The 23,608-nt window shown below is 70.0% G+C and carries 20 protein-coding genes; 11 read left to right on the forward strand and 9 right to left on the reverse strand.

Going from position 1 to position 23,608, the window contains the following annotated elements; translation table 11 throughout:
- Positions 1 to 106: 106 nt before the first annotated feature.
- The 4 genes from OV427_RS30800 to OV427_RS30815 form a co-directional block, all read right to left on the reverse strand.
- Positions 107 to 688: a hypothetical protein gene (locus tag OV427_RS30800; RefSeq protein ID WP_267859773.1), complete on the reverse strand. Its 582-nt coding sequence runs from the start codon at positions 686 to 688 to the stop codon at positions 107 to 109.
- A gap of 111 nt (positions 689 to 799) precedes the next feature.
- Positions 800 to 1,027 carry a hypothetical protein gene (locus OV427_RS30805; protein WP_267859774.1) on the reverse strand — a complete coding sequence of 76 codons (228 nt, stop codon included), beginning with the start codon at positions 1,025 to 1,027 and terminating at the stop codon, positions 800 to 802.
- A 60-nt stretch (positions 1,028 to 1,087) separates the two neighbouring features.
- Positions 1,088 to 2,032 carry a hypothetical protein gene (locus tag OV427_RS30810; RefSeq protein ID WP_267859775.1) on the reverse strand — a complete coding sequence of 315 codons (945 nt, stop codon included), beginning with the start codon at positions 2,030 to 2,032 and terminating at the stop codon, positions 1,088 to 1,090.
- Positions 2,033 to 2,198: 166 nt separating this feature from the next.
- Positions 2,199 to 3,089 (reverse strand): RNA polymerase factor sigma-32, encoded by an 891-nt coding sequence (locus OV427_RS30815; protein ID WP_267859776.1) that lies wholly within the window; start codon positions 3,087 to 3,089, stop codon positions 2,199 to 2,201.
- Between the two features lie 314 nt (positions 3,090 to 3,403).
- On the opposite strand from OV427_RS30815, the gene OV427_RS30820 reads away from it, so the two are divergent.
- From OV427_RS30820 to OV427_RS30830, 3 genes are all read left to right on the forward strand, one after another.
- Positions 3,404 to 3,853, forward strand: coding sequence for a hypothetical protein (locus tag OV427_RS30820; protein WP_267859777.1), 450 nt, complete (start codon positions 3,404 to 3,406; stop codon positions 3,851 to 3,853).
- A gap of 146 nt (positions 3,854 to 3,999) precedes the next feature.
- The gene (locus OV427_RS30825; protein WP_267859778.1) at positions 4,000 to 5,832 is read left to right on the forward strand and encodes a hypothetical protein; all 1,833 of its coding nucleotides are present in this window, start codon (positions 4,000 to 4,002) and stop codon (positions 5,830 to 5,832) included.
- Positions 5,833 to 5,944: 112 nt separating this feature from the next.
- Positions 5,945 to 6,898: a hypothetical protein gene (locus OV427_RS30830; RefSeq protein ID WP_267859779.1), complete on the forward strand. Its 954-nt coding sequence runs from the start codon at positions 5,945 to 5,947 to the stop codon at positions 6,896 to 6,898.
- A gap of 1 nt (position 6,899) precedes the next feature.
- Here the strand turns inward: OV427_RS30830 and OV427_RS30835 are convergent, their stop codons facing one another.
- Together OV427_RS30835 and OV427_RS30840 are read right to left on the reverse strand one after the other, a co-directional pair.
- A complete protein-coding gene (locus OV427_RS30835; RefSeq protein ID WP_267859780.1) occupies positions 6,900 to 7,307 on the reverse strand; it encodes an AAA family ATPase in 408 nt (135 codons plus the stop codon).
- Positions 7,190 to 8,170 (reverse strand): AAA family ATPase, encoded by a 981-nt coding sequence (locus tag OV427_RS30840; RefSeq protein ID WP_267859781.1) that lies wholly within the window; start codon positions 8,168 to 8,170, stop codon positions 7,190 to 7,192. The genes OV427_RS30835 and OV427_RS30840 overlap by 118 nt, the downstream gene beginning before the upstream one ends.
- A 176-nt stretch (positions 8,171 to 8,346) precedes the next feature.
- Here OV427_RS30840 and OV427_RS30845 point away from each other — a divergent pair, with 176 nt between their 5' ends.
- Entirely contained in the window at positions 8,347 to 8,547 is a 201-nt protein-coding gene (locus OV427_RS30845; RefSeq protein ID WP_267859782.1) for a hypothetical protein, read from the forward strand.
- 122 nt (positions 8,548 to 8,669) lie between these two features.
- On the forward strand, positions 8,670 to 9,515 hold the full coding sequence (locus tag OV427_RS30850; RefSeq protein ID WP_267859783.1) for a DUF2911 domain-containing protein: 846 nt from the start codon (positions 8,670 to 8,672) through the stop codon (positions 9,513 to 9,515).
- Positions 9,516 to 9,544: 29 nt separating this feature from the next.
- Here OV427_RS30850 and bshA read toward each other — a convergent pair whose 3' ends face one another.
- From bshA to bshC, 3 genes are read right to left on the reverse strand one after another with little or no spacing between them, the layout of a single operon-like run.
- Positions 9,545 to 10,708 carry an N-acetyl-alpha-D-glucosaminyl L-malate synthase BshA gene (gene bshA / locus OV427_RS30855; RefSeq protein ID WP_267859784.1) on the reverse strand — a complete coding sequence of 388 codons (1,164 nt, stop codon included), beginning with the start codon at positions 10,706 to 10,708 and terminating at the stop codon, positions 9,545 to 9,547.
- Complete coding sequence (bshB1, locus tag OV427_RS30860) at positions 10,705 to 11,502, reverse strand: bacillithiol biosynthesis deacetylase BshB1 (RefSeq protein WP_267859785.1); 798 nt, start codon at positions 11,500 to 11,502, stop codon at positions 10,705 to 10,707. The genes bshA and bshB1 overlap by 4 nt, the downstream gene beginning before the upstream one ends.
- Positions 11,499 to 13,124 (reverse strand): bacillithiol biosynthesis cysteine-adding enzyme BshC, encoded by a 1,626-nt coding sequence (bshC, locus tag OV427_RS30865; RefSeq protein WP_267859786.1) that lies wholly within the window; start codon positions 13,122 to 13,124, stop codon positions 11,499 to 11,501. Before bshC ends, bshB1 begins: the two co-directional genes overlap by 4 nt.
- A 153-nt stretch (positions 13,125 to 13,277) precedes the next feature.
- Between bshC and OV427_RS30870 the strand changes: the two genes are divergently transcribed.
- The 6 genes from OV427_RS30870 (at position 13,278) to OV427_RS30895 (ending at position 23,588) form a co-directional block, all read left to right on the forward strand.
- Positions 13,278 to 15,764: a PIG-L family deacetylase gene (locus tag OV427_RS30870; protein ID WP_324290009.1), complete on the forward strand. Its 2,487-nt coding sequence runs from the start codon at positions 13,278 to 13,280 to the stop codon at positions 15,762 to 15,764.
- Entirely contained in the window at positions 15,761 to 15,916 is a 156-nt protein-coding gene (locus OV427_RS30875) for a hypothetical protein (RefSeq protein WP_267859788.1), read from the forward strand. Before OV427_RS30870 ends, OV427_RS30875 begins: the two co-directional genes overlap by 4 nt.
- Entirely contained in the window at positions 15,913 to 17,625 is a 1,713-nt protein-coding gene (locus OV427_RS30880; protein ID WP_267859789.1) for a sodium:solute symporter, read from the forward strand. The genes OV427_RS30875 and OV427_RS30880 overlap by 4 nt, the downstream gene beginning before the upstream one ends.
- 13 nt (positions 17,626 to 17,638) lie before the next feature.
- A complete protein-coding gene (locus OV427_RS30885) occupies positions 17,639 to 18,457 on the forward strand; it encodes a hypothetical protein (protein WP_267859790.1) in 819 nt (272 codons plus the stop codon).
- 164 nt (positions 18,458 to 18,621) lie between these two features.
- Positions 18,622 to 22,620 carry an annexin gene (locus OV427_RS30890; RefSeq protein ID WP_267859791.1) on the forward strand — a complete coding sequence of 1,333 codons (3,999 nt, stop codon included), beginning with the start codon at positions 18,622 to 18,624 and terminating at the stop codon, positions 22,618 to 22,620.
- An 11-nt stretch (positions 22,621 to 22,631) separates the two neighbouring features.
- Positions 22,632 to 23,588 (forward strand): hypothetical protein, encoded by a 957-nt coding sequence (locus tag OV427_RS30895; protein ID WP_267859792.1) that lies wholly within the window; start codon positions 22,632 to 22,634, stop codon positions 23,586 to 23,588.
- Positions 23,589 to 23,608 lie beyond the last annotated feature (20 nt).

Here is a 23,608-nt window from a genome sequence, read left to right on the forward strand (position 1 = left end):
GATGCCAGCCACGGGAGCCGGGGCTCGTGAAGAAGCGAAGGGCCGCCCCGCGACTCAGCCGGGGCGGCCCTGCGTCTGCTCGGCGGTGTCGCGCTCGTGGCGCGAGCTACGGGCACTTGCCGTAGTAGGCCTGGTACAGCAGATAGAGCGTCTTGCCGTCGGTGGCGGAGACGTTCTCCTTCGTCGCGAGGACCTGGAGCCAGCTGTAGCAGGGCCAGCCCTGGCTCGGGTCGTTCGGGTCCTTCTTCGCCAGGCAGACATCCGTGTAGAGGGGCGCCGACGGCTGCTCGGAGGAGCCGCCAGTCGGACAGACTCCGGTGTAGCTGGCATAGCGAAGCCAGAGCGAGGTGCCCTGGGCGGTGGAGTCGTCCTCGGCCAGCGAGAAATGCTGGTCGCAGTCACCCAGCCGGCTCGCGCTGATGCAGACCAGGGTGTAGTGCGGCGACTGCCAGATGGGGTCCGAGGTGGCTGCCCGGGTCACGGATGCGCCGACGGGCTTGCCCACGGGCCTGGCGGCGCACCTACCGCCCTGCAGGCGCTGGCCGCGACCACACAGCACCGCACTACAAGGCGCCCCGCCCTTCTGTCCTGACCTGCCGCAGTCACTCCCCTGGGCGAGGGCCGGCGAGGCCAGGAGCGCCATCGAAACGAGGATGCTGCCCATCCACTGCGTGCTCTTGCGAATCATGTTTCCTCCGTCGGAGATGCGTGATGGGGCGCCCACCGGCGAGCCGCGCGGGCGCACCCGGAGACGGGAGGAACACGGAGGAGGCGAGGACGGGACGCGCGGAGGCGCGCGTCACTGCTGCCGGGGTTCGGGCGCTCGGACGACGTACATCGGGAAGCCTTCCAGTTGGTCCGGAAGGCCGCGGGTGTCCGCGTCCTCGGTGACGAAGAGCACGAGGCAGGGTGCGTCGGCCCCTCCGTGCTCGCGTGCGTTGCCCTGGGCGAGCCCGGTGACACCGGGCCTTCGCAGCAGCCCTGGCCCGTGCCGCTCGATGATGTCCCGCAGGTCCTGGTCTGCCATCGTGACTCCTCTTTTCCGCCTCACGGGTGCGCCCGGCACGGGCCGGCGGGCGCTCCGAGTCTAGAGCTTGACCGCGACCGAGCCGCTATCGCCGCCCAGGGACATGAAGGTGGTGATGAACTGGTTCTTGAACACCGCCGTGCCGATGCCCGGGATGCCCACCCTGAGGATGGCGTTCACGTTGGTGATCTGGCCGGTCGTCCGCTCGGTGGTGCGACCCGTCTTCTGCACCTCCATGCCGATGAGGGGCGCCACGGAGCAGTCGTTGCCGGCGAGGCGCACGTCGAGCAGGTTCAGCACCGTGTCGATGGGCGAGTAGAAGCTCTGCGTGGCGCTGTCACCGCCCCACAGCAGGCCGACGGCGGGATTCGCCTTGCTCGGCGCGGGCACGCCGTTGAGCGGCGTGTCGTCGATGGCGGAGGGGTCGGTGGGCGTGGCCAGCGCCGCATCCACCGCGTTGGAGCCCTGAGCCTCGGGGATGATGGGGATGTACCTGGAGAGCTTGGCGATGGTGTTGGCGGGTGCGACGCCACCATCCGCGGGGCCCGGGTAGACGATGGGCGAGCCCAGGGGCGCGGTATTGTTGGCGGCGAGCACGTGGTTGTTGGACAGGATGCGCTTGGAGCCGTCCGAGTTGGCGTAGACCACCGCGCCGAACGTCCCCGCGGTGATGCTGATCTCACCGATGCTGGTGCCGGGATGCGCCGGCCTCACGTTGGAGATGTTGGCGTGCTGGTAGAAGGGACCGGACGCCGGGATGATGTCCGTGAGGACGTCCTGACCGGAGACCGACAGCTTGCCGGGAATCATCACGCTCGAAGGCAGCGTCGCGCGCGACACCTTCTGCGCGACGAAGAGGGTCACCGCGTAGTCTCCGGTGCTCTTGCCGCCCACCTGCTTGAGGCCCACCGCAACGCCCAGGACGTTGGGGTCCTTCATCAGGGAGTCGCCGTAGAGGTTGACGGCACGTACAGCCAGGTTCAGCGGGGTCGTGGGTGCGGCCATGGGACATCTCTCCTTCCTCGCGCTCGCGCGAGGGCTGTGGGGTGCAGCCGGAGAGACGTCGCAGCATCAACGCTTGTGAAGCGGGGGCTTGGAAACACCGCGAGCCAGGGCGCCCACTCTCATGGGCACGCTGGCTCGGGAGCACTGCCGGGATGTCGGATGAGGATCAGGCGGCGAGGGTGGCCTCGTCCACGCCGGCCTCGGCCATCAGCGTGGCGAGCGCGGCCTTGAGCTTGTCCTTGGCGCGGATCTCCAGCTGGCGGGCGCGCTCGCGGGAGAAGCCGAAGTGCTCGCCCAGCTCGCTGAGGGTCATCTCCGCGTCGCCCATGACGCGCTGCTCGATGATGAAGCGCTCGCGCGGGTCCAGGCGGCGCAGGGCGCGCTGCACCAGCTCGCGGGTGAGGTCCGCCTGCTGCTTGTCGGCGACCTCGTCCACCGCGGAGGCGGACTCGGACTCGACGAAGTCCAGGTGCGTGGCGTCACCGTCCTCGCCCATGGGCGCGTCCAGCGACAAGTCACGGCCGCCCATGCGCTGCTCCATCTCGCGCACCTCGGTGGCCTTCACGTTCAGCTTCTTGGCAATCTCCTCGGCGTTGACGATGTGGCCGTCACCGGCGCCCATCTTCTCCAGCTCGCGGCGCGTGCGGGCCAGGCTGAAGAACAGCCGGCGCTGCGCCTGCGTGGTGCCGAGCTTCACCAGGCTCCAGTTCTTGAGGATGCAGTTCTGGATGTACGCGCGAATCCACCACACCGCGTAGGAGATGAGGCGGATGCCCTTGTCCGGGTCGAACTTCTGCACGGCCTTCATCAGGCCGATGTTCGCCTCCTGGATGAGGTCGGACATCTTCAGACCATAGGAGCGGTACTCGTACGCCACCTTCACCACGAAGCGCAGGTTGGCCGTGACGAGGTGGTGGCCCGCGGCCAGGTCGCCCGCGCGGAAGCGGCGGGACAGGTCCTGCTCCTGCGGCTGCGTGAGCAGCGGGTAGCGGTTGATCTCCGAGAGGTACGTGGAGAGCGAGTCGGGGGAGGCGGAGAAGGAGTTGGAGGTCTGCATGGTGTCTCTCGGGGTAAAGAGATCGAAACCTGGGGGTTCGCTCGACTGCGGACGGGGGTGGCCTATCGCAATGCGTGTGCCACGGCCGATCTGCAGCGTTCCCGAGTGGATACGCGGGTTTGCACAAACGCCCCGGGGTGCTTAGGGGCGGTAGTCGGTCGTTTTTACAGGGGGCCGGGAGGAAGTCTCTTCCGAACGTCCACCAGCAAACGTGAGGTTGCGTGGGACGGCCCGCGAGGGGCAGGCAGGCGGACGAGCCCTCGGAGGGCGGGTGTGCTCCTTCTTACCTCCCGCGTCATCTCCACCTTGGAGAGATGGCGGACGTCTTCCAGCTCTTCGCTGTCTCCGCGGTGGTGATGGGTGTGTCGCAGACCCTCGCCCGGGAGCGCATCTTCGCCCCGCTGCGGGAGCGGCTGGGGGGGAAGGACACCTGGCTCGGATACCTGATGTCCTGTCCTTATTGTGTGTCGCACTACGCCGCATTCGCGCTGGTGCCGCTGACGGGGACGTACGCCATCAAGGTCACCGTCGGCGGTTGGCCGGGCACGGTGCTGAGCTGGTTTCTCTCGTCGCTGCTCATCACCGTCATCGCCGCCTTCTTCCGGGTGGTGTTCTGGTTCGTGGACGAGACACAGGGCCTGGTGAAGCGTCGCCAGCGCACGGAGGAGGAGGAGACGGCGACCCGACGCCTCATGCGCAAGCGCGTGGAGCAGACGGTCGCCCCGGAGGACCGGAGTGAGCCTCCACCTCCGGACTCGCACTGACACACGGCCCGAAGGCGCCTCAGGAGACTCGTCCTTCAATTTTGGGGAAACCCTGTAAACTTTGACTTCTCGGTGTCGTGCGGGGCTACTGCGCAGGCGGGCGGGGACGCCCCCTTCACGTGCGTCCGCTCGCGGAGAGCACTCACATGAGAGCGGGTCCATTCCTCAAGCAGGCGCTCGCGGGCGCGGCGCTGATGGCGACGAGCGCCTGCGGTTCTTTGTCTCCGGCCGATGAACTCCCGCCTCCGGCGGACGTGGCCGTCTCGTCGGCGGCCATCGGTGCGACGCGAGGCAACTACCCGGCGCCGCGCTCGCCGGTGATGCTGGGCGTCCACTCGCCCGACATCGCGGGCCAATTGGGCGCGCTGACGGCGATGTTCCCCGGGCGCAAGGGCTGGATTGTGAAGGAGACGTACAGCACCGACGTGAACTGGATTGGGGGCCTGCTGAGCGGCATGGCCATCGCGGCGGGGCAGGGCTTCACGCCAGTGGTGCGCGTGGACTACGCGCGCGACGGCGGCAACATCAACCCGCTGGGCGCGTCGGTGGCGGGCGCCACCATTCCGTGGGAGGGCGGGACGAACAACGGCTCCTGGGGCCGTTGCTACCTCTCGCCGGACCCGAGCGCGCGAGCGGGCGACATCACCACGCCGGGAGGTACCCACAAGGAGTGCTACCTCGACTACCTCCGCCGCGTGCTCACCGCGCCGAACAATGGCGCGGTGCACACGTGGATCATCGGCAACGAGATGAACATGAAGGGCGAGGCGCTGGGCTTCCCCGGCGGCCGGATTCCCTACAACGTCTACGGCGACGTCTACCGTTCCGCGCGGGCGCTCATCCGGGGCACGGCGGGGCACGGGAATGACGTCGTCTATGTCGGCGGCGTCTCGCCCAACGCGACGGACTTCACCTCTGACGTCTATACCTCCGGAAAGGACTACCTCACCGGGATGCTCTACAACCTGCACCCGGTGGACGTGGACGGCATCTCCATCCACGCCTACGCGGGTGGGGTGAGCAATGCGGCCGCGGGCCTGACGACGTTCCGCACGGGCACCACGGGCGCGGGGCTGGGGTACCAGAACACGCTCCAGTGGATTGACGCGCTGGGCTTCTCACAGGTGCCGGTGCTGCTGTCCGAGTGGGCGGCGAACGTCGAGGGCTCCTCCACCGAGAGCCATGTGGCGAGCTTCATCGTCACGGCGCTCAACGACATGAACGCGTGGAACGGGGGCGGTTCGAATCACGACCTCATCGGAGCCGTCTGGTACACGTGGGACGACGGGAACTGGCCGCAGCAGTCGCTGTCGCGCTACCCGGCGATGCGTCAGGCATTCACGAACAACTCCAACACGTTCAACGCGGGAGATGCGAACACGGGCTGGGGCGCGTGCTGGCGGCAGAGCACCTCGCCCTCGCGCTCGTTCCCGGAGACGGGGAAGACGGTGCGCGGGTTGTTCCTGAGCACGTATGACTCGAAGGGCGGGCTGGGCGTGTTCGGCTATCCCATCGCCGAGGAGGACTGTGGGGTGGACACGCGCACCGGGCGCATCCTCTGGCAGCAGTGGTTCCAGCGGCACCGGCTGGAGTACCACCCGGAGCTGCCCTCGGGTTCGCAGGTGGCGCTGGGGGCCATTGGCAGTCAGCTCGCGCGCGAGCGGTATGGCATCAACCCGGATGACTGGACTCCGGGGCAGAGCTCGCCCGGGTCGAACTGCTCGCTCATCGGTCCGTTCGCGGGAGGCGGCAAGTACGTGTGCGGCGCCTTCCGGGACTACTTCAACGCGAAGGGCGTGGCCGTGCTCGGCTATCCCATCTCCAAGGAGCTGGACTTCCTGACGAAGGACAACCGGTGGATTCGCGCGCAGTGGTTCGAGCGGGCACGGCTGGAGTTCAACAGCGCCGTGACGCCCATCCCCATCCAGGGCGGGCTGCTCGGGTGCGAGGCGTCTGGAATCGTCGGGCCGGGGTGCTGAGGACCCGCTCTGGGAGCGCGCCCGGAGCTTCACCCCCGGGCGCGCAACTTCCGTCTCACATTTGTAGACAATGGTGGGCAAGCCCATCGCCCCCGTGGGCTGGAGGTCTCCCATGAGCCCCGTCGACCGCAGCCGCAACCTCTCCGTCCCCACGAGCCCCACTCCGGCCCGCACCACCGCGACGGCGCTGAAGAACCCGATTGGCTCGCTGGTGGATGCCGCGAAGGAGGGCCTGGCCGACCTCCCCCGCTTCGTGAAGATGGGCGCGGACGTCTTCGAGGCCACGCACCTCAGCGAGCTGCGCCGCATCTTCGGCGGCGACGCGAAGCCGGACCGGATGAGCGACGGGAAGTTCGTCGGCGCCAAGGGGCAGTCCTTCCCGCCCGGCACGCCGCTCAAGGACATCCCCGCCGTCACGCCGCTCGACAATCCGAACCCGTCGAAGACCATCCTCTACGTCAACGGCATCATGACCCCCATGGAGGGGCAGCTGAAGGAGATGCAGTCCATCGCGGAGACCGCGGACGCGCGCGTCATCGGCATCCACAATGCCACCCAGGGGCTGGTGACGGACCTGGCCCAGTGCGTGACGGACAAGCTCGACAAGGGCACCAACCCCGCCGTGGACACGCTGGCGGACACCGTCTACGGCGAGCTGAAGGCGGGCCGCGAGGTTCACCTCATGGGCTACAGCCAGGGTGGCCTCATCACCGCGCGCGCCCTGTTCGACGTGGAGCGCCGGCTGCGCATGGAGGACGGCATGTCCAAGCCGCAGGTCGAGCAGCTCATGAGCAAGCTCAGCGTGGAGACCTTCGGCGCCGCGTCCACGCGCTACCCGGACGGCCCCCAGTACGTCCACTACGTCAACAACGCGGACGCCGTGCCCACCCTCACCGGCCTGGGCGGCAGCATCGACCCGGCGGCCTTCCTCAAGGACGCGGGCAAGGGCGCCGTGGTGCACCGCTTCACCGACGGCAACCTCAACCCCATCAGCAACCACATGCTGGACACCCTGTACATGAAGCACCGGGTGGACTTCGACGAGGCGCGCGCGGGGCGCTTCTAGCTCACCAGAAGCCCTGCTCCCGCAGGAGCGCCGCCAGCGGCCGCGCGCCGGGTTGGTGCGCCTCGAAGAGCTGCCCGGCGGCCGCCCACGTGGGATTGGCCCAGGTGCCCGCGCCGCAGAGGAGGAGCGAGCACCTCAGCTCCTCTGCGGAGGAGAACCGCGCGTGCTCGAAGGGCAGCGGGTTCTGGCTCGCGAGGAACACCTGCCGCGTCCCCAGCTCCCGCATGCACGCCTCCACCCACTTCGGGTGCAGGCCGTTGGCCAGCTCGTCCGCGATCGCGAAGTCCTCATTCACATCCAGGTAGTAGAGGAAGGACAAGAGCCGCTTCTGCCCGAAGCCCAGCTCCGCGTGTGACAGCCCCCCGCCGTCGCCGCGCGCGAAGTGGAAGCCGAACCCGCCGAAGCCCACGCGCCCGCCGTTCTCGAACGAGCGCTTCTCCTGCACCTCCACGCGGAACGTCCCCGCCTTGAAGCCCGCCAGGACACGAAGCGCGCCAGGAAGCTCCGCTCGAGCGCGTCGTGCCGGAACACCAGCACGTCTGGCGGCGCCTCGCGCTCCACCTGCTCGCGCAGCCACCCCGGCATCCACGTGGGCAGCGCCATCAGCCCCAGGGGGAAGACCTCTCCGTCCCGCACCTCCATGGCGTAGCGGATGCCGCCGATGCGCTCGAACATCCCGAGCGCCTCATCGAACCGCTGCGGCGCCAGCAGGAAGGTGCGGCGTAGCAGCTCCTTGAGCCGCTCCTTCATGTCGCGGTCGATGTACTGCGCCGTCATGAAGAGCAGCGTCCACACCGAGCGGTCCAGCAGCGACCAGTGCATGGTCCGGGACCACGCGGACTCTCCGTCCACCTTGCAGTCGATGCCCGCCTCGTCGGCGCGCATCACCAGCCTCGAAGCGGGGGACGTGAGCTTGAGGTCCACCTCGATGCGGGGGTGGAGCCCCGACGTGCCCGTCTGCGGCGTGCGCAGCGGCAGCAACTCGGAGCCCTTGCGCGGCGGCTCGGACGGGTCCGGCGTTGCGGCGGTCTGCTCGTTGCGGACGAAGACGTGGAGCTTCATCCCCGGGAAGGTGAGGTCGTATTCCAGTGAGAAGGTCTCATGGACGAGGCTGGAGAAATCCGAGCCGACGACAGTGGAGATGAGCTCCAGCAGCGTGGTCCTCCCGGTGCCGTTCTCTCCCAGCACCAGGTTGAGCGATGGGCTGAATACCAGCTCGGTGCCGGGGGTGACGCTTCGGTAGTGATGGACCACGAGCCTCGTCAGCTTCATCGTGCCGACAGCATGGCCACCCCGGGCGGCAGGGGAAACACTTCCGTGACGTCGAGTGTCCAGTCCGCGCTTCGCCCGCGGGGGCAGGCGCCGCGAGCCCCGCCTCCGGGGTAGGGTGGTGTCTCCTCCAAGCGGCGCGCGGTGCCATCCGCCCGCCGGAAAGGTTCGGTCGGGACATGGACTACCGGAAGCTGTTCCAGGTGCTGGTGATGGGCGGCGCGCTGGTCGGAGGCGCCACGGGCTGCAACCAGGGCAACAAAGCGAATGAAGACCGCTCCGGCAGCACCGAGGGCACGGGCGGCTCCGGCTCCACGGATGCGGGAACCCACGATGCGGGCACCGCGAAGGTGGGTGGCGGCGGCGTGAAGGGCTGGTGACGCACCCGCCCGTATCATGACGCGGTGCGAGCCCGCGTCGAAAGTGTGGAAGGTCCACGTCGCGTCGCTACACTCCGCCCGCTCTTCAACCCAATGGGTTGAGAAAGGACGAAGTGAGGACGATGAAGAACCTGGCCCTCGGATGTCTGCTGTCCGCGCTCGTGGCCCTCGTGGCCACGCCCGCGGCCGCCCAGCTCGAGCTCCCCGCCGCCAGCCCCTCGGCGAAGGTGATGCAGCGGGTGGGCGTCACCGACATCTCCATCGACTATTCCAGCCCGGGAGTGAAGGGCCGGAAGATCTGGGGCGACGTGGTGCCCTTCGACAAGCCGTGGCGCACCGGCGCCAACGCGGCGACGAAGATTACGTTCAGCCGCGACGTGACTTTCGGTGGCAAGGCCGTGCCCGCGGGCACGTACTCCATCGTCACCCTGCCCTCGCAGAAGGGCTGGAAGGTGATGCTGAACAAGGAGCTGGGCCTGTGGGCGACGCCCGCCCCGTACGTGGCTTCCAACGACGTGGCCACCGTGGCCGCCACCACCACCGAGATTCCGAGCCGCGAGCGGCTGGCGTTCATCTTCTCCAACACCACGGATGACGCGACGTCGCTCGACCTGGAGTGGGAGAAGCTGCGCGTCTCGGTGCCCATCCAGGTGGACTCGGCCGCGCACGCGAAGGCCGGCATCCAGGCGGCGGTGGACGGCTCGTCGCGGATGCTCGCCAACGCGGCCCGCTACATGGCCGACACGCAGAAGGACCTCCCGGGCGCGCTGAAGCAGGCGGACGCGTCCGTCGCCATCCAGTCCAACTGGTTCAACCAGTGGATTCGCGCCGACATCCTCGCGCGCATGGGCAACTACGCCGAGGCCCGCAAGGCCGCGCAGGCGTCGTGGGATTTGGGCCAGAAGGACAAGAGCTTCTTCTTCCGCGACCAGGTCTCCAAGGCCCTCGCGGACTGGAAGAACAAGTAGCAGCCCCAGGCCCGCGGACCGGGAGCCCCTCAGCGCTGGGGGGCTCCCCTCGCGAGCCGGCGGTAGAGCGCTTCGTAGCGGTCGATGGCGGGGCCGAGCTGGAAGCGCTCGAGCACCACCTCCCGCGCGCGGCGCGAGAAGGTCCTCCAGCGGGCCGCGTCCTGGACCAGGGTGAGCACGTGCCCGGCCATGGCCGTGAGGTCCCCCACCGGCGCGAGGAAGCCCGTCTCCCAGTGGGTGACGAGCTCGGGGATGCCGCCGATGTCGCTGGCCACCACGGGGACGCCGCAGCTCAGCGCCTCCAGCGCGGCGAGCCCGAAGCTCTCCTGCTCGCTGGGGAGGAGGAAGACGTCCGCCGCGGCGAGCAGCTCCTCGAAGCGGTCCTGCTTGCCCAGGAAGGCGACGCGGCTCTCCAGGCCCAGCCCGCGCAGATGGCGCTCGGCGGAGGTGCGCTCGGGGCCGTCGCCAATCATCACCAGCCGGCAGGGGCGCTGGCGGTGGACCTCGGTGAAGATGCCCACCACGTCGGTGATGCGCTTCACCGCCCGGAAGTTGGAGACGTGGATGAGCACGGGCTCCGGCTCACGCAGGTCCGGGAAGAGGGGCAGCAGGCAGGCGCGGTCCCGCCGGGGTGCGTAGCGCTGCGTGTCCACGAAGTTGAAGATGACGTCGATGGGGACGCTCTCGGGAATGCCGAAGCCCTTCCACGTGGCGCGACGGAGGAAGTCCGACGGCGTGGTCACCGCGTCGCTGCGCAGGATGGAGAAGCGGGTAATCGGCAGGTAGCTGGGGTCGATGCCCACCAGCGTGGTGTCCGTCCCGTGCAGCGTGGTGACGATGCGCGGCGCCTTGTCGCCCAGCACTTCGCGCGCCATCCACGCGGCCGTGGCATGCGGGACGGCGTAGTGGACGTGCAGCACGTCGAGCCGCTCGTAGCTGGCCACCTCAATCATCTTGGAGGCGAGCGCAATCGGGTACGTGCTGGAGTGCTGGAGCGCCGGGTAGTCGCTCTCCGTCACCTCGTGGAAGAAGACCTTGCGGCTGGTGCCGTGCAGGCGCACCGGCAGGTCCTTCGCGATGAAGTGGACGCGGTGGCCCCGGTCCGCCATGGCGAGGCCAATCTCGGTTGCCACCATGCCGCTGCCTCCGAAGGTCGGAAAGCAGGTGATGGCCACGTTGAGCGAGTCAGTCATCGGCGTTGGGGGAAGAACAGGGGGCGCGCGAAGCTATTCCGGCGGAAGTGCTCCACCGGGTCGGCCAGTCCCAGCGTCTCGCGGACGACATACGGCTCGCCGTACGCCACGCCCACCTGCGCGCCGTAGAAGGCGTCCCGGGCTTCCAATGAGGAGAGGGACAGCGGCGAGCCCACCAGCGTGGGCGGCGCGTCCGGGCGGGGCTGTACCTGGCTCGCGTAGCAGCGCACCGCGGCCCGCTTCTGCTCGTACACGGAGGACACGTCCACCACGAAGCTCGGCTCGGCCAGGTGGCGCAGCGGGTAGTAGAGCACCTGCCTCGGCGTGAAGGGCGTGCCGGGGGGCTCCGCCTCGAACTTCCGCACTCCGGCGAAGAACAGTGCGCGCGTCACCAGCGTGCTGGTGGCCTCGTGGTCCGGGTGGCGCTCCTCCTCCCAGGGGACGACGACGAGCTCCGGGCGCAAGCGTCGTAGGACTTCCACCACGCGGGCCACGGCGGCGGTGCGTGCGCGCTCGGGCTCGGGCGATTCGAAACCGGCCCACGGATTCACCCAGCCATCCGGCAGGCCGAGATTCTCCCGGAGGGACAGGCCCAGCGCGCGGGAGGCCGCGTCCGTCTCCTGGGCGCGCGTCTCGGGCGTGCCGCGCGAGCTCTTCTCGCCGCGCGTCAGGTCGATGATGCCCGTGCGGTAGCCCTGGCCCGCCATGCGCGCGAGGAGGCCGCCGCAGAACAACTCCACGTCGTCCGGGTGCGGGCCGAAGGCGAGGACGTCGAGGCCGTAGGACTCGCTCATGGCGTCAAATCCCGGAGGTCGCCGGAGAAGGGCACGCAGGCGTCGAGCACCTGCTGCGTGAGGGCTCGCGTGCCGATGCGACAGGCGAAGGAGGGCATGGCGAGGACGCGCTCCTGTGGCTCGCCATTCGGGGTGAGGTACGTGCGCAGGCGGTCCACCCGCTCGGCGGCGACGCCGTCGCGCCGGGCGAGCGCGCGGGCGTACCGGCCCGTGAGACGGGACACCGCGACGCGGACGGTGCCCCGGGTGCGCTGGAGCGCGTCCTGGAGTGTCGCGTCCAGCGCGAGCATCGAGTCGTTCAAGCGGTCCAGCTCCGCCGCGAAGGCGCCGAAGAGGCGGGCCTCCAGGGCCTCGGGGGACTCGAGCGGCTGCGTGGCATCGCGTGCGGCCAGCCGCGTCAGCAGTTCCTCGCGCGGCGTGCCCACCTCGTCGGGCTGGAGGCCCAGCTTTCCGAGCCACCGCCGGGTGCGGTCATCGAGCACGCGGAAGCGGGCACGCGGCACGATGAGCGGCATCGGCAGGCCCGCATGCGCGTAGAGCGGAGCGAGCTGCGCGAAGTAGGCCACCTCTCCAGGGCCTCCGACATAGGCCGCCGTGGGGAGCCACGTGTCCTGCAGGAGGGGCCGCAGCAGCGCGGACGTGGTGAAGCGCAGGGGCTCCCGCTCCAGCCAGCCGAGCAGCTCGGCCGTCGTGACGGTGTGGCCCTCCGGGTGGCCGACGAGGCTCCAGGTGTCGGGGCCCGCGGGGTCCAGGCGGTAGCGCGGGCCGTCGACACCATCCGGTGAGAAGAAGCCGAGCGGTGAGCCGGGGCGGATGTGGACCTGCTCGGAGAATCCGGCGTCGGTGAGCGCCCGCACCCGGGCGGCGAGCGCGGTGGAGATGGCCTCCGCCTCCAGGATGGCGCGGCGGTGCACGGGCGCGGCGAGCGGCGCGAGGCGAGCGTCCCTCGGGTCGAGGAACACCAGTCCTTCCTCGGCGAACACGTGCGAGAGCACCTCGGTGAAGGCCTCCGCCAGCGTCGCTTCGGGCCGGTAGGCGCGCTCCAGCAAGGCGAGGTGCTCGTGCGCGTGCGGCTCTTCACCCAGCTCGGCGCGCAGCGTGGCCAGGGCGGCGGTGACGCCCGGGCCCAGGTGGCGGTGGGCGATGGGGACTCGCGAGGCGGCGGCGTCGGGCACATCCAACGCCACGCGCAGGGGGCCGCCGGTGGGGCGGGGGATGAAGCAGTGGTCGACCTCCGGCAGGTCGTGGTCCTCCGTCTGGAGCCAGAAGACGGGGACGCAGGGCCGGCCCGTTTCCTTCGAGAGCGCGCGGGCCGCGGTGATGGCGGCGGCGGCCTTGTAGAGGGTGAAGAGCGGGCCGAGGAACAGGCCCATCTGCTGTCCCGTCACGACGGCCACGGTACCGGGGCGTGACAGCAGCTCGAGGTTGCGCTCGCGGGCGGGACTGGGGGCGAGGCGCGCGTTGCGGGCCACGAGCACGTCGAGCAGCACCGGTGACACGGTGCGCGACGCGGCGGCGGCCACGGCCTCGGCACGCGCGTCCGGGTGGCGGAAGCGGTCGGGGAGGAAGGAGAGCGCACGCGCATCTCCACGGAGCCACACGGCAGAGAACGAGGACGTCACGGGGCGGGCTAGATAACAGGTCCGGTGTGGACGGGCACGGCAACGGACACGCACGCGGCGCACTTATTCCCTGGCCAATCGCGTCAACGACAATTGAAGGCGATTGAAGGTCACGCGCGCGGGTGCGAGGGCCTTGTTATAGGGTCCGCCCGAATGCGGAACCTGCTCGGTCTGGGAATGGCGCTGGTCATGAGTCTTGGAGTCGGGTCGACGGCCCTCGCACAGGCGCCGCGACAACCCCACGCGGGAGAAATCGCCGCGGGACTGCGGCGGCTGGGGACGACGGGCAGCGTGCTCTACGTGGCCGCCCACCCGGACGACGAGAACACGCGCTTCCTCGCGTGGCTCGTGGGAGAGCGCGGCCTGCGCGCGGGCTACCTCTCCCTTACGCGCGGCGACGGCGGGCAGAACCTCATCGGCACCGAGCAGGACGCGATGCTCGGGCTCGTCCGCACGTATGAGCTGCTCGCGGCGCGGCGCATTGACGGGGCCGAGCAGCTCTTCACCCGGGCGCGCGACTTCGGCTACACGAAGAGCGCGGACGAGGCGCTGAAAATCTGGGGCCACGACGAGGTGCTGGCGGACGTGGTGCTCGCCATCCGACGCTTCCGGCCGGACGTCATCGTCACGCGCTTCACCACGAATCCGCCGAACCACGGGCACCACACCGCGTCCGCGCTCCTCGCGGCGGAGGCCTTCACCGCGGCCGCCGACCCCAAGCGCTTCCCCGAGCAGCTCTCGGAGGTGAGTCCCTGGAAGGCGGACCGGCTGCTGCACAACACCTCCAACTGGAGCCTGCCCGCCAACGCGGACATGTCCGGCTACCTGAAGGTGGACGTGGGCGGGTACGACGCGCTGCTCGGGCGCTCGTGGGGTGAGGTTTCCGCGGAGAGCCGCAGCCAGCACAAGAGCCAGGGCTTCGGCGTGCCCGCCGAGCGCGGCCCGCTGCTGGAGTACTTCTCGCCGCTGGCCGGGACGCGCCCGAAGGCGGACGTGTTCGAGGGATTGGACTTCACGTGGAAGCGCTGGAGCGGCGCGGAGGCCGTGGCCCGCGCGGTGGACGAGGCGCATAAGGGCTTCGACGTGCGCGCGCCGTATCGCAGCGTGCCCGCGCTCGTTCGCGTCCACGATGCGCTGACGTCGCTGCCGCAAGACAACCCCTGGAGGGCCATCAAGCTGCGTGAGACGGAGGCGCTCATCGCCGCGTGCGCGGGGCTGTTCCTGGAGGCTCGCGCCACGGAGCCCTCGGCCGTGCCTGGCTCGCAGGTGGAGCTGAACCTGATGGCGCTGAACCGCTCGCCCGCCGCGCTCCGGCTGGTGAGCGTGACGCTCCCCGGAGGCGAGTCCGTGGCCGCCGGCACCGAGCTGGCCGTGAATGCACCGTTCAAGCTGACGCGGAAGGTGCCCCTCTCCCAGTACGCGGCCATCACCACGCCGTACTGGATGCGCAAGCCCGTCACGGGCGGCCTCTTCACGCTGGACGAAGCGGACCGCGCGCTCACCGGCAGGCCCGAGGGTGACCCCGCGCTGACGGTGACGTTCGTCTATGAGGCCAACGGCCGGCGCTTCGACGTGACGCGGCCGGTGGTCTTCGTGTGGACGGACCCCGTGCGCGGTGAGCTCTACCGCGCCTTCGAAATCGTCCCCGCCGTCACCGCGACGTTGGAGCAGGACGTGCTGATGTTCCCCAACGGCGCGGCCCGGTCCGTCCCCGTGGTGCTGGCCGCGGGCCGCGCGGACGTCAGCGGCAAGGCCCGGCTGGAGGTGCCCGAGGGCTGGAAGGTCGAGCCCTCGGAGGTGCCATTCCAGTTCGCCGCGCGGGGGGACGAGCGCACCGTGGTCTTCACGGTGCGCCCGCCAGGGGGCGCCACGGGGAAGAGCCGGCTGCGCGCCGTCGTGGAGACCGGAGGGCGCTTCGATTCGTGGCGCGTCCGCACGGTGTCGCACGAGCACCTCCCGCCGCTCGCGGTGCGCCAGCCCTCGGAGGCGACGCTGGTGCCCTTCACGCTGGCCACCAAGGTGAAGCGCATCGGCTACATCCCCGGGCCGGGCGACCGCGTGGCGGAGAGCCTGGCGGCGGTGGGCTACGAGGTGACGGTGCTTCCCGAGGAGCGCCTCGCCGGGGAGAAGCTGGAGCGCTACGACGCCATCCTCGTCGGCGTGCGTGCCTTCAACGCCAACCCGCGCCTCGCCGTGCACCGCGAGCGGCTGCTCAAGTACGTGGAGGGGGGAGGGCGGCTGGTGGTCCAGTACAACACCAACAGCCGCGTCGGCCCGCTCACCACCTTCGTCGGCCCATACCCGCTGGAGATTGGTCGCGACCGCGTGACGGACGAGACGGCGGCGATGGCGCCTGTCACGCCGAACGAGCCGCTGCTGCGTGCTCCCAACACACTTTCCGCCGCGGACTTCGAGGGCTGGGTGCAGGAGCGTGGCCTCTACTTCGCGTCCACGTGGAATGAACACTACCGGCCCGTGTTCGCCATGAACGACGCGGGTGAGGCGCCGCTCAAGGGCTCACTGCTCGTCGCCCGTCATGGCAAGGGCGTCTTCGTGTACACGGGGCTCGCCTTCTTCCGTCAACTCCCCGCCGGAGTTCCCGGCGCGTACCGCCTCCTGGCGAACATCCTCGCGCAATGAGCACCCCTCTGGAGAAGTCCCCGGCGTCCCGGCCCGAGATGGATGACGCGCCACCGCTGCTCGGCTCCTGGCGCAACATCTACTTCGTGGTGCTCGGCACCTTCGTCCTGTTCGTCGCCCTGTTCTGGGCGCTCACCGAGGCGTACTCGTGACACTGCTCGACTGGTTGGTCCTCGTCGGGACGACGGCGTTCATCGTGGTGTGGGGGATGTGGAAGGCCCGGAGCGCCCAGACCACTGAGGACTACCTGCGTGGGGCCCGCGAGCTGAAGTGGCCCACCATCGGCCTCGCGGTGATGGCCACACAGGCCAGCGCGATTACGTTCCTCTCCGTCCCCGGGCAGGCCTACGAGGACGGGATGCGCTTCGTGCAGTTCTATTTCGGGCTGCCGCTCGCGATGGTGCTCATCAGCGCGGTCTTCGTGCCCATCTACTACCGGCTGAACGTCATCACCGCGTACCAGTACCTGGAGTCCCGCTTCGATTTGAAGACGCGGCTGTTGGGTGCGTTCCTCTTCCTCATCCAGCGCGGGCTCGCGGCGGGCATCACCATCTACGCGCCCTCCATCATCCTCTCCTCCATCCTCGGCTGGCCGCTGGAGCCGACGGTGGTGGCCATGGGGGCGCTCGTCATCGTCTACACGGTGGGCGGCGGCTCCAACGCCGTCAGCCAGACGCAGAAGCAGCAGATGGTGGTGATGATGGGCGGCATGGTGGTGGCCGCCCTCGTCATCATCTGGCGACTGCCGGAGCACGTCTCGTTCGGCAAGGCCGTGGACGTGGCGGGCGCCTTCGGCCGGATGAACGTGGTGAGCTTCGACTTCAACGTGCAGGACCGCTACAACTTCTGGTCCGGCATCACCGGCGGCTTCTTCCTGTCGCTGTCGTACTTCGGCACGGACCAGTCGCAGGTGGGGCGCTACCTCACCGGGCGCTCCATCTCCGAGAGCCGGCTGGGGCTGCTCTTCAACGGCGTGCTGAAGATTCCGATGCAGTTCCTCATCCTCTTCGTCGGAGTCCTCGTCTTCGTCTTCTACCAGTTCAGCACGCCGCCCCTGCTGTTCAACGAGCCGCTTCGCGAGCGCGTGCAGGGCACCGCGCAGGCGGGCGAGTTCGCCGCCGTCGAGGCTCGGTGGGAGCAGGTGCATGCGGCCAAGAAGGCCGAGGTGGAGCGCTTCCTCGCGGCCCGTGAGGCGGGGGACGCGGCCGCCGAGTCCACGTCCCGGGAGGCGCTGCGGGGCGCGGCGAAGCAGGCCAGCGACATTCGCAAGGAGGCCAAGGCGGTGGTGGCCCGCGCGCTGCCGGGCGTGGAGACGAAGGACTCGGACTACATTTTCATCGGCTTCGTGAAGCGCTGGCTGCCGAGCGGCCTGTTCGGGCTGCTCATCGCAGTCATCCTCGCGGCGGCGATGAGCTCCATCGCCAGCGAATTGAACGCGCTGGGGGCGACGACGACGGTGGACTTCTACCGCCGCGTCTTCCGCCCGAATGCGTCGGACCGGCACGTGCTGGTGGCGTCCAAGTTGTTCACCGTGTTCTGGGGCCTGGTGGCCGTGAGCTTCGCCACGTTCGCGTCGCTGCTCGACAATCTCATCCAGGCGGTGAACATCCTCGGGTCCATCTTCTATGGGACGGTGCTGGGAATCTTCCTGGTGGCCTTCTTCCTCAAGCACGTGCGCGGGCATGCCGTCTTCGGTGCGGCGGTCATCTCCCAGGCGACGGTGATTGCACTCTTCATGCTCAGCGACATCGGCTACCTGTGGTTCAACGTGATTGGCTGCGCGCTGGTGGTGGTGCTGGGGCTGCTGCTCCAGGCCGTGCTGCCCCGGCAGCCAGAGCCGGTACCCGCCGCGGGCGCGTGATAGCTTTTCGCCCATGAGCCTCGTCACCCAGGGTCGTGAGCCTCGGCGGCAGATGGTGCTTCGGCCCCAGTCCGGGTCGAAGCAGGTCGTCACCGCCGTCCATGCCTCCGCCGTCACCGTGGAGACGGGCGGCCGCTCCGAGCCCGCGCCCCGCGTGCCCGCGACGCGGATGACCTTCATCATCCACGTCCAGTCCGTCTCTCCCGAGGGCGACGTGAGCTACGACTTCACGCTCGACGCGGTGGACCTCCTCGTCCAGCCCGGCACGTCGGAGCAGAATGTCGACGCCATGCGCGACAGCCTGGCCTTCCTGCCGGGCCTCACCGGCAAGGGCACGGCGGGGCGGCGGGGCAACACGCTCGACCTCAACCTGCCCGCAAGCCTGGAGCCCCAGCGCCGCAAGGAATTGAAGGAGCTGGCCACGGCGCTCCAGTTCGTCGGCAACCCGTTCCCGCAGGAGCCCATCGGCGTCGGGGCCCGCTGGGAGCAGCCGCTCTACGGCTCCGGCCCCATGGCGGCCAGCGGCTCCGCCAGCTTCGAGCTGGCCGCCGTCGCCGGTGAGCGCCTCACCACCCGCTTCCTCATCCAGCAGACCTCGCGCGAGCAGCCCGTGCCGCCGGAGTACCAGACGCGTGCGGACGGCGGAGAGCGGATGATGCTGCGCTCCCAGACGAAGGGCGAAACGCTGTTCCGCCTCGACAGGCTGTGGCCCGCCCGCAGCGAGATGGAGATGCGCGTCCAGGCCGACCTGTCCTCCGACAAGGAGGACCCACCACGGCGGATGCGCATCATCACCGACGTGAAGATTCGCCTGGAGGAGCAGGAAGGCTGATCCCACCCCGCACGTCGGCAGGGGGACAGCCGTTCAGGGGGTGAAGCAACTCTGACCCCCTCTTCTCCGATAAACTCTCCAGAGAGACGCGCGGGCTCCACCTGGGGTTGGAGCCCGTGTATTCATTCATCCGCCATGCGCGGACAGTGCGCGGAGTGGGGGCCATGAGAATCAACGAGGGCGGAACCCGAACCACGGGAACTGGCGAGGCAGGTGGTTCCGGTCAGAACTCGGCGGCCGCGGAGGCGGAGCGCGCCGCACGCGAGGCACAGCGCGCCGCGGAAGAGGCCGCTCGCGCCGCGGCGGAGGCGGCCCGGGCCCAGGCGGCACAGGCAGCCCAGGCGCAGGCCCGGGCAGAGGCCGCGGCGAAGAAGGCCCAGGACGCCCTGAAGCAGGCCCAGACGGCGCTCGCGCAGGCGCAGAAGCAGGGCGCTCCGAAGAGCGAGCTGACCCGCGCCGAGCAGGCCGTCGCGCGCGCCAACACCGCCGCGCAGCAGGCCGCCACGTCCGCCCGGAACGCCGGCAACCGCGCGTCCAACGCCAGCTCCTTCGTCCCCGCGCCGCCCCTCGCAGCGCCGCCCACGCAGCGCCAGCCTCCCGCGGGCCCGCCGGGCGTCACTCCCGGCTACACCAAGGAGCAGGCCGCCAAGGACGCCACCGAGCTGTACCGCGCCATGAAGGGCGGACTCACAGGCTGGGGCACCGACGAGGACGCCCTCTTCCGCGCGCTGGACAAGAAGTCGCCGGGGGACATCGCCCTCATCCGCCAGTCCTTCAAGGAGCACTACAACCTCGACCTGGACAGCACCATCCGCGAGGAGCTGAGCGGCGACGACCTCACCCGCGCCAACAGCATCCTCTCCGGCAACAAGGGCAACGCGGGCGCCGCCGCCATCCAGCAGCAGACGGGCTGGTTCGGCGACAAGGACGCCATCCTCAAGACGCTGCAGCAGGCCAGCCCCTCCGAGCGCCAGTCCATCGCCCGCTCCTTCCAGCAGATGTACGGGAAGGACCACAAGGACATCCAGGCCTCCTCGCCCGAGGAGTTCATGCGCAAGGCGCTGGAGCCGAGCCTCAACGGCGCGCAGAAGACGCAGCTGAGCAGCCTGCTCGCCACCACCAGTGCCACCGCGCCCGCGCAGGTGAACCAGCTGGAGGCCAGTGCCGCGCGCTCCAAGGTGAATGACGCGCTCCAGGGCTTCTTCGGCGCCGACAGCCAGAAGGTCTTCGACACCCTCGAGGGCCTGCCGCCCGAGCAGAAGAAGATCCTCCTCGCGGACACCGCCCTCCAGGCGGAGATGCAGAAGAAGCTGTCCAAGGAGGACTACACCCGCGCCCGCGGCATGCTGGAGGGCAACCCCGCCGCCGCGAACGCCGCGAAAATCAACAGCGCGACGCAGGGCTGGTTCGGCGCGGACAAGAGCGCCATCCTCGACGTGCTCAAGAACACGAAGCCGGAGGACCTGCCCGCCCTCAAGGCCGAGTTCCAGAAGCAAACCAATCGCTCGCTGGAGAGCGAGGTGCGGAGCTGGGGCGGCAACGACGCCGCAGTGGGCTTGAGCTACCTCAACCCGCCGGCCGCCAACGACAAGGCGGGCCAGGCCCGCGCGGACGCCCAGCGGCTGCACCGCGCCATGGACGGCGCGGGCACCGACGAGGCGGCCCTGCGCGAGGTGCTGGGCAACAAGTCCAAGGCGCAAATCAATGACATCACCGCCGCCTATCGCGACCTCTACAAGAAGGACCTGCGCTCGGACCTGACGTCGGAGCTGGGCGGCCGCGACAAGTTCGAAATCGTCGACCAGATGTATGACCTGGGCGCGGTGGACATGAACGCGCCGGACGCCGCTCAGCAGCAGGTGGCGCGCCTGCGGGCCCAGCAGAAGTTCGAGCAGAGCGGTGGCCTCGGCGTCATCGACACCATCCAGACGTGGACGAAGGGCGAGTCGGACTCGGCACGCCTGGAGCGCAACCTGGACGCGGCGGAGACGGCCATCGCCTCCGGCAACACGGATGCGGCCAACACCCGCGTGGGCTACTCCACCGACGACGTGAAGGACGTGCAGGAGACGAAGGACAGCACCGCGGACATGGCCGCCACGGCCGCCGTGGTGGTGGTGACGACGGCCGCGGTGGTGGCCACTGGCGGTGCGGCCACGCCGCTCGCCGTCGCGGGCTACGCGGCGCTGGGCGCGGGCACGCGCGTGGCGACGCAGGCGTACTTCAAGGGCGACTCGCTCGGCACCGACGGGCTGATGCAGCAGGGCGCGCTGGGCGCCGTCGAGGGCGCCACCGCCGTGATTCCGCTTCCCAAGGGGCTGGGCGGCGGCTCGGTGGCGGCGGTGGAGGGCGCGGAGCAGGTCGTCAAGCAGACCGTGGCGCAGCGACTGAAGGGCGCGGCCATCCAGGGCGCGTGGGAGGGCGGCATCGGCGGCGCCACCGGCGGCGCGGTGGACCAGGCGATGCAGAGCGAGACCTGGCAGAACGGGCTGATGCCGGGTCTGGCGCAGGTGGGCAACCGCGCGGTGCGCGACGGCACCATCGGCACCGTGTTCGGCGCGGGCACCGGAGTGGCCGTGGACGGCACCATGCAGGGCGTGTCCCGCATGACGCGGCCGCGCGAAATCCCCGTGGTGCAGAACCCGGACCTGCCGGGCAACACCACGCGCGTGCGCTACGACAACGGGCGCGTGCACATCGAGGCGGGGCCCCACGCCACGCCCGCGCAGATTCAGTCGCACCTGGAGACGGCGCGCGCCCTGCAGAAGTACGAGGGGCCGATGGGCCAGATTCGCCAGCTCAAGGACCGCATCACCCAGGCGATGACGGGCCGGCCCGGCTTCGGCACGCAGGGCTTCGAGTCCCAGCTCGAGGTGAAGAAGCTCAAGGGCATCCTCGGCGAGCTGGAGGGGATGCAGCAGCGCATCGACGACCGTATCCGCGCCACGGCCGGCAAGCCCGACGCGGCGACGGTGGCGGAGCGCGCGGCGCTGGAGAAGGAGATTGCCAACGTGGAGGCGCAGTTGCGCATCCACGAGGTGCAGGTGCACTCGCTGGATGTCGGCCGCGGCTACGTGGCCAAGTTCGACAAGAACACCGAGCGCGTCTTCTCCGGCCGCGTCACCGAGCTGAAGCAGATTGAGTCCGGCCTCGGCGCCCTGCGCCCGGACGAGGCCTCGCTCACGAAGCTCATCGACCACGCGGCGGACCTGCAGTCCACCGGTCGGCTGGAGGGCATGGACGACTGGATTCGCGCCACGTCGGCCCAGGCCGGCACGCGCGATGACCTCATCCAGCGCATGGCCGAGCTGAACCGCGCCGTGCAGCAGGCCGAGACGCTGGCGCCCGGACAGCGCATCCGCCTGGACGGGGCGTCGGGCTCCGGTCCGTTCAACCTGAAGCTGGAGGCGGCGGGCCCGGCCCGCACGCCGGGCGCGCTGGAGCAGACGACGCGAGCGGCCTATGCCACGCCGGCGCAGCGCGAGGCGTTCGACGTCTGGGCGGCGCGCACGGCCAGCAGCGGCGCCAACGTGGAGACGGTGCTCGGCCGCATGCCGGAGGCGGTGCGCAACAAGCAGGTGAACGACATCGCCGCGGACATCGCGGCGCTGCGCTCGCCGAGCCGTGCGCGGCACACGGAGAACCTGCTGGACCCCATCAACCCGCAGCTGGCCCACACGGTGAAGAACGGCAACATCACCGTGCACTACGAGGCCCGGCCGCCCGACGCGCACGAGCTGGCGCAGGCCCAGAAGCTCGCGGCGGCGCGGGGCGAGGAGGTGCACATCTTCGGCGACGACGCGGCGGGCCGCTCGTACCCGGGCATCGACGGCACCATCGGCAACCCGAAGCGGCCCATGCAGCTCAAGTTCGTGCCGTCGACCACGGACGCGACCGCGGCCCGGGCCATGGCGCAGGGCGCCCTGGAGCATGCCCAGCACACCGGCATGAAGAACGTGGAGGTCTTCATCGAGGTGGAGGGCAAGACGCGCGCGCAGGTGGCCGCCGCCTGGAATGGACCGTTGACGGGCAACAGCCCGCCGCCCCTGGGTCCGACCGTCGACGGCAACGCCGTCAAGCGCATCGAAATCCAGGCCGCCGACGGCAGGATGGAGGTTGTGTTCAACCCGGCGACCGGGGCCTACTCGTTCAACAACCTCTGACGGAGCCCTGAATGGCTGGCCACTTCATCGACTGCTTTGCGCCCGGCGTCGGCCCCGAGGCCGCGGCGGACCGCATCGCAGCGGCGCTCTCCCGCGTGCAACGCAAGGTGCTCTCGCGCCAGCGGCTCACGCCCGGGGGACAGGCGCCGGTGGCTGGCCCGGGCACGCTGCGCTGGCGCGTCCAGAAGCTGCGCGAGGACGGTGGCAGCTTCCTGGTGGTGGAGGAGACGGGGCCCGCGCGGTGGGATTTGTCCTTCTTCCGCGCCCTGTCCGCCACGGTGGGCGGCATCGTCGTGGCGCGCGAGCACTACAGCCGCGAGGAGCGCCGGGGGCTGGCCACATTTCTGTTCGGCCGCACCGTGGAAGTGGCCGCGCGCGACCCGCAGCACGGCGCCACCACGGTGGGCGGCACCTCGCTGGAGCAGCTCACCGGCACCCGCTCGGTGGACGACGTGTACGAAGCGCGCTTCGCCGAGCTGACCAACACGCTCGCCTTCCGACTCCGTGAGGGCACGGTGCTCGCGGCGGAGGACTGGCAGGTGTCGCCTCCCGTGGAGCGCTTCGCGGCGGAGAAGCCGGCCGCGCAGAGCCAGGCCTTTCTTCCCAACCTCGAGGCCGCGGCCTGGAAGAAGGCGCTGGCGGCGGGCGCGGCCAAGGGCTGGGAGTGGCGCACCGCCACCGTGCGGGGCGCCTCCTTCGTGGAGCTGCGCCGTGACGGGGCCTTCGACGAGGCCGACATGGCGGGCCTCTCCGCGAAGGTGCCGGCGGTGGTGACGGCGCTGGAGGTGCGCGGCGCTGGCGAGCCCTTCCGCTGGTCCGAGGCGGAGAAGGGCAAGGTCGTCGAGCGCGGCACGGGCAGTGGGGCGCCGGAGCTGTTCAAGGTGCTCTACCGCGCGGCCACGCTGGTGGGTGAAGGGCCCGGCATGGTGTTCGGCCGCGGCGCCGAGGGCTGGACGCCCGCGCGCTGAGCGCTGGCCCGTGGTTCGCA

This window comes from Pyxidicoccus sp. MSG2, from assembly GCF_026626705.1.
Taxonomy (GTDB): Bacteria; Myxococcota; Myxococcia; order Myxococcales; family Myxococcaceae; genus Myxococcus.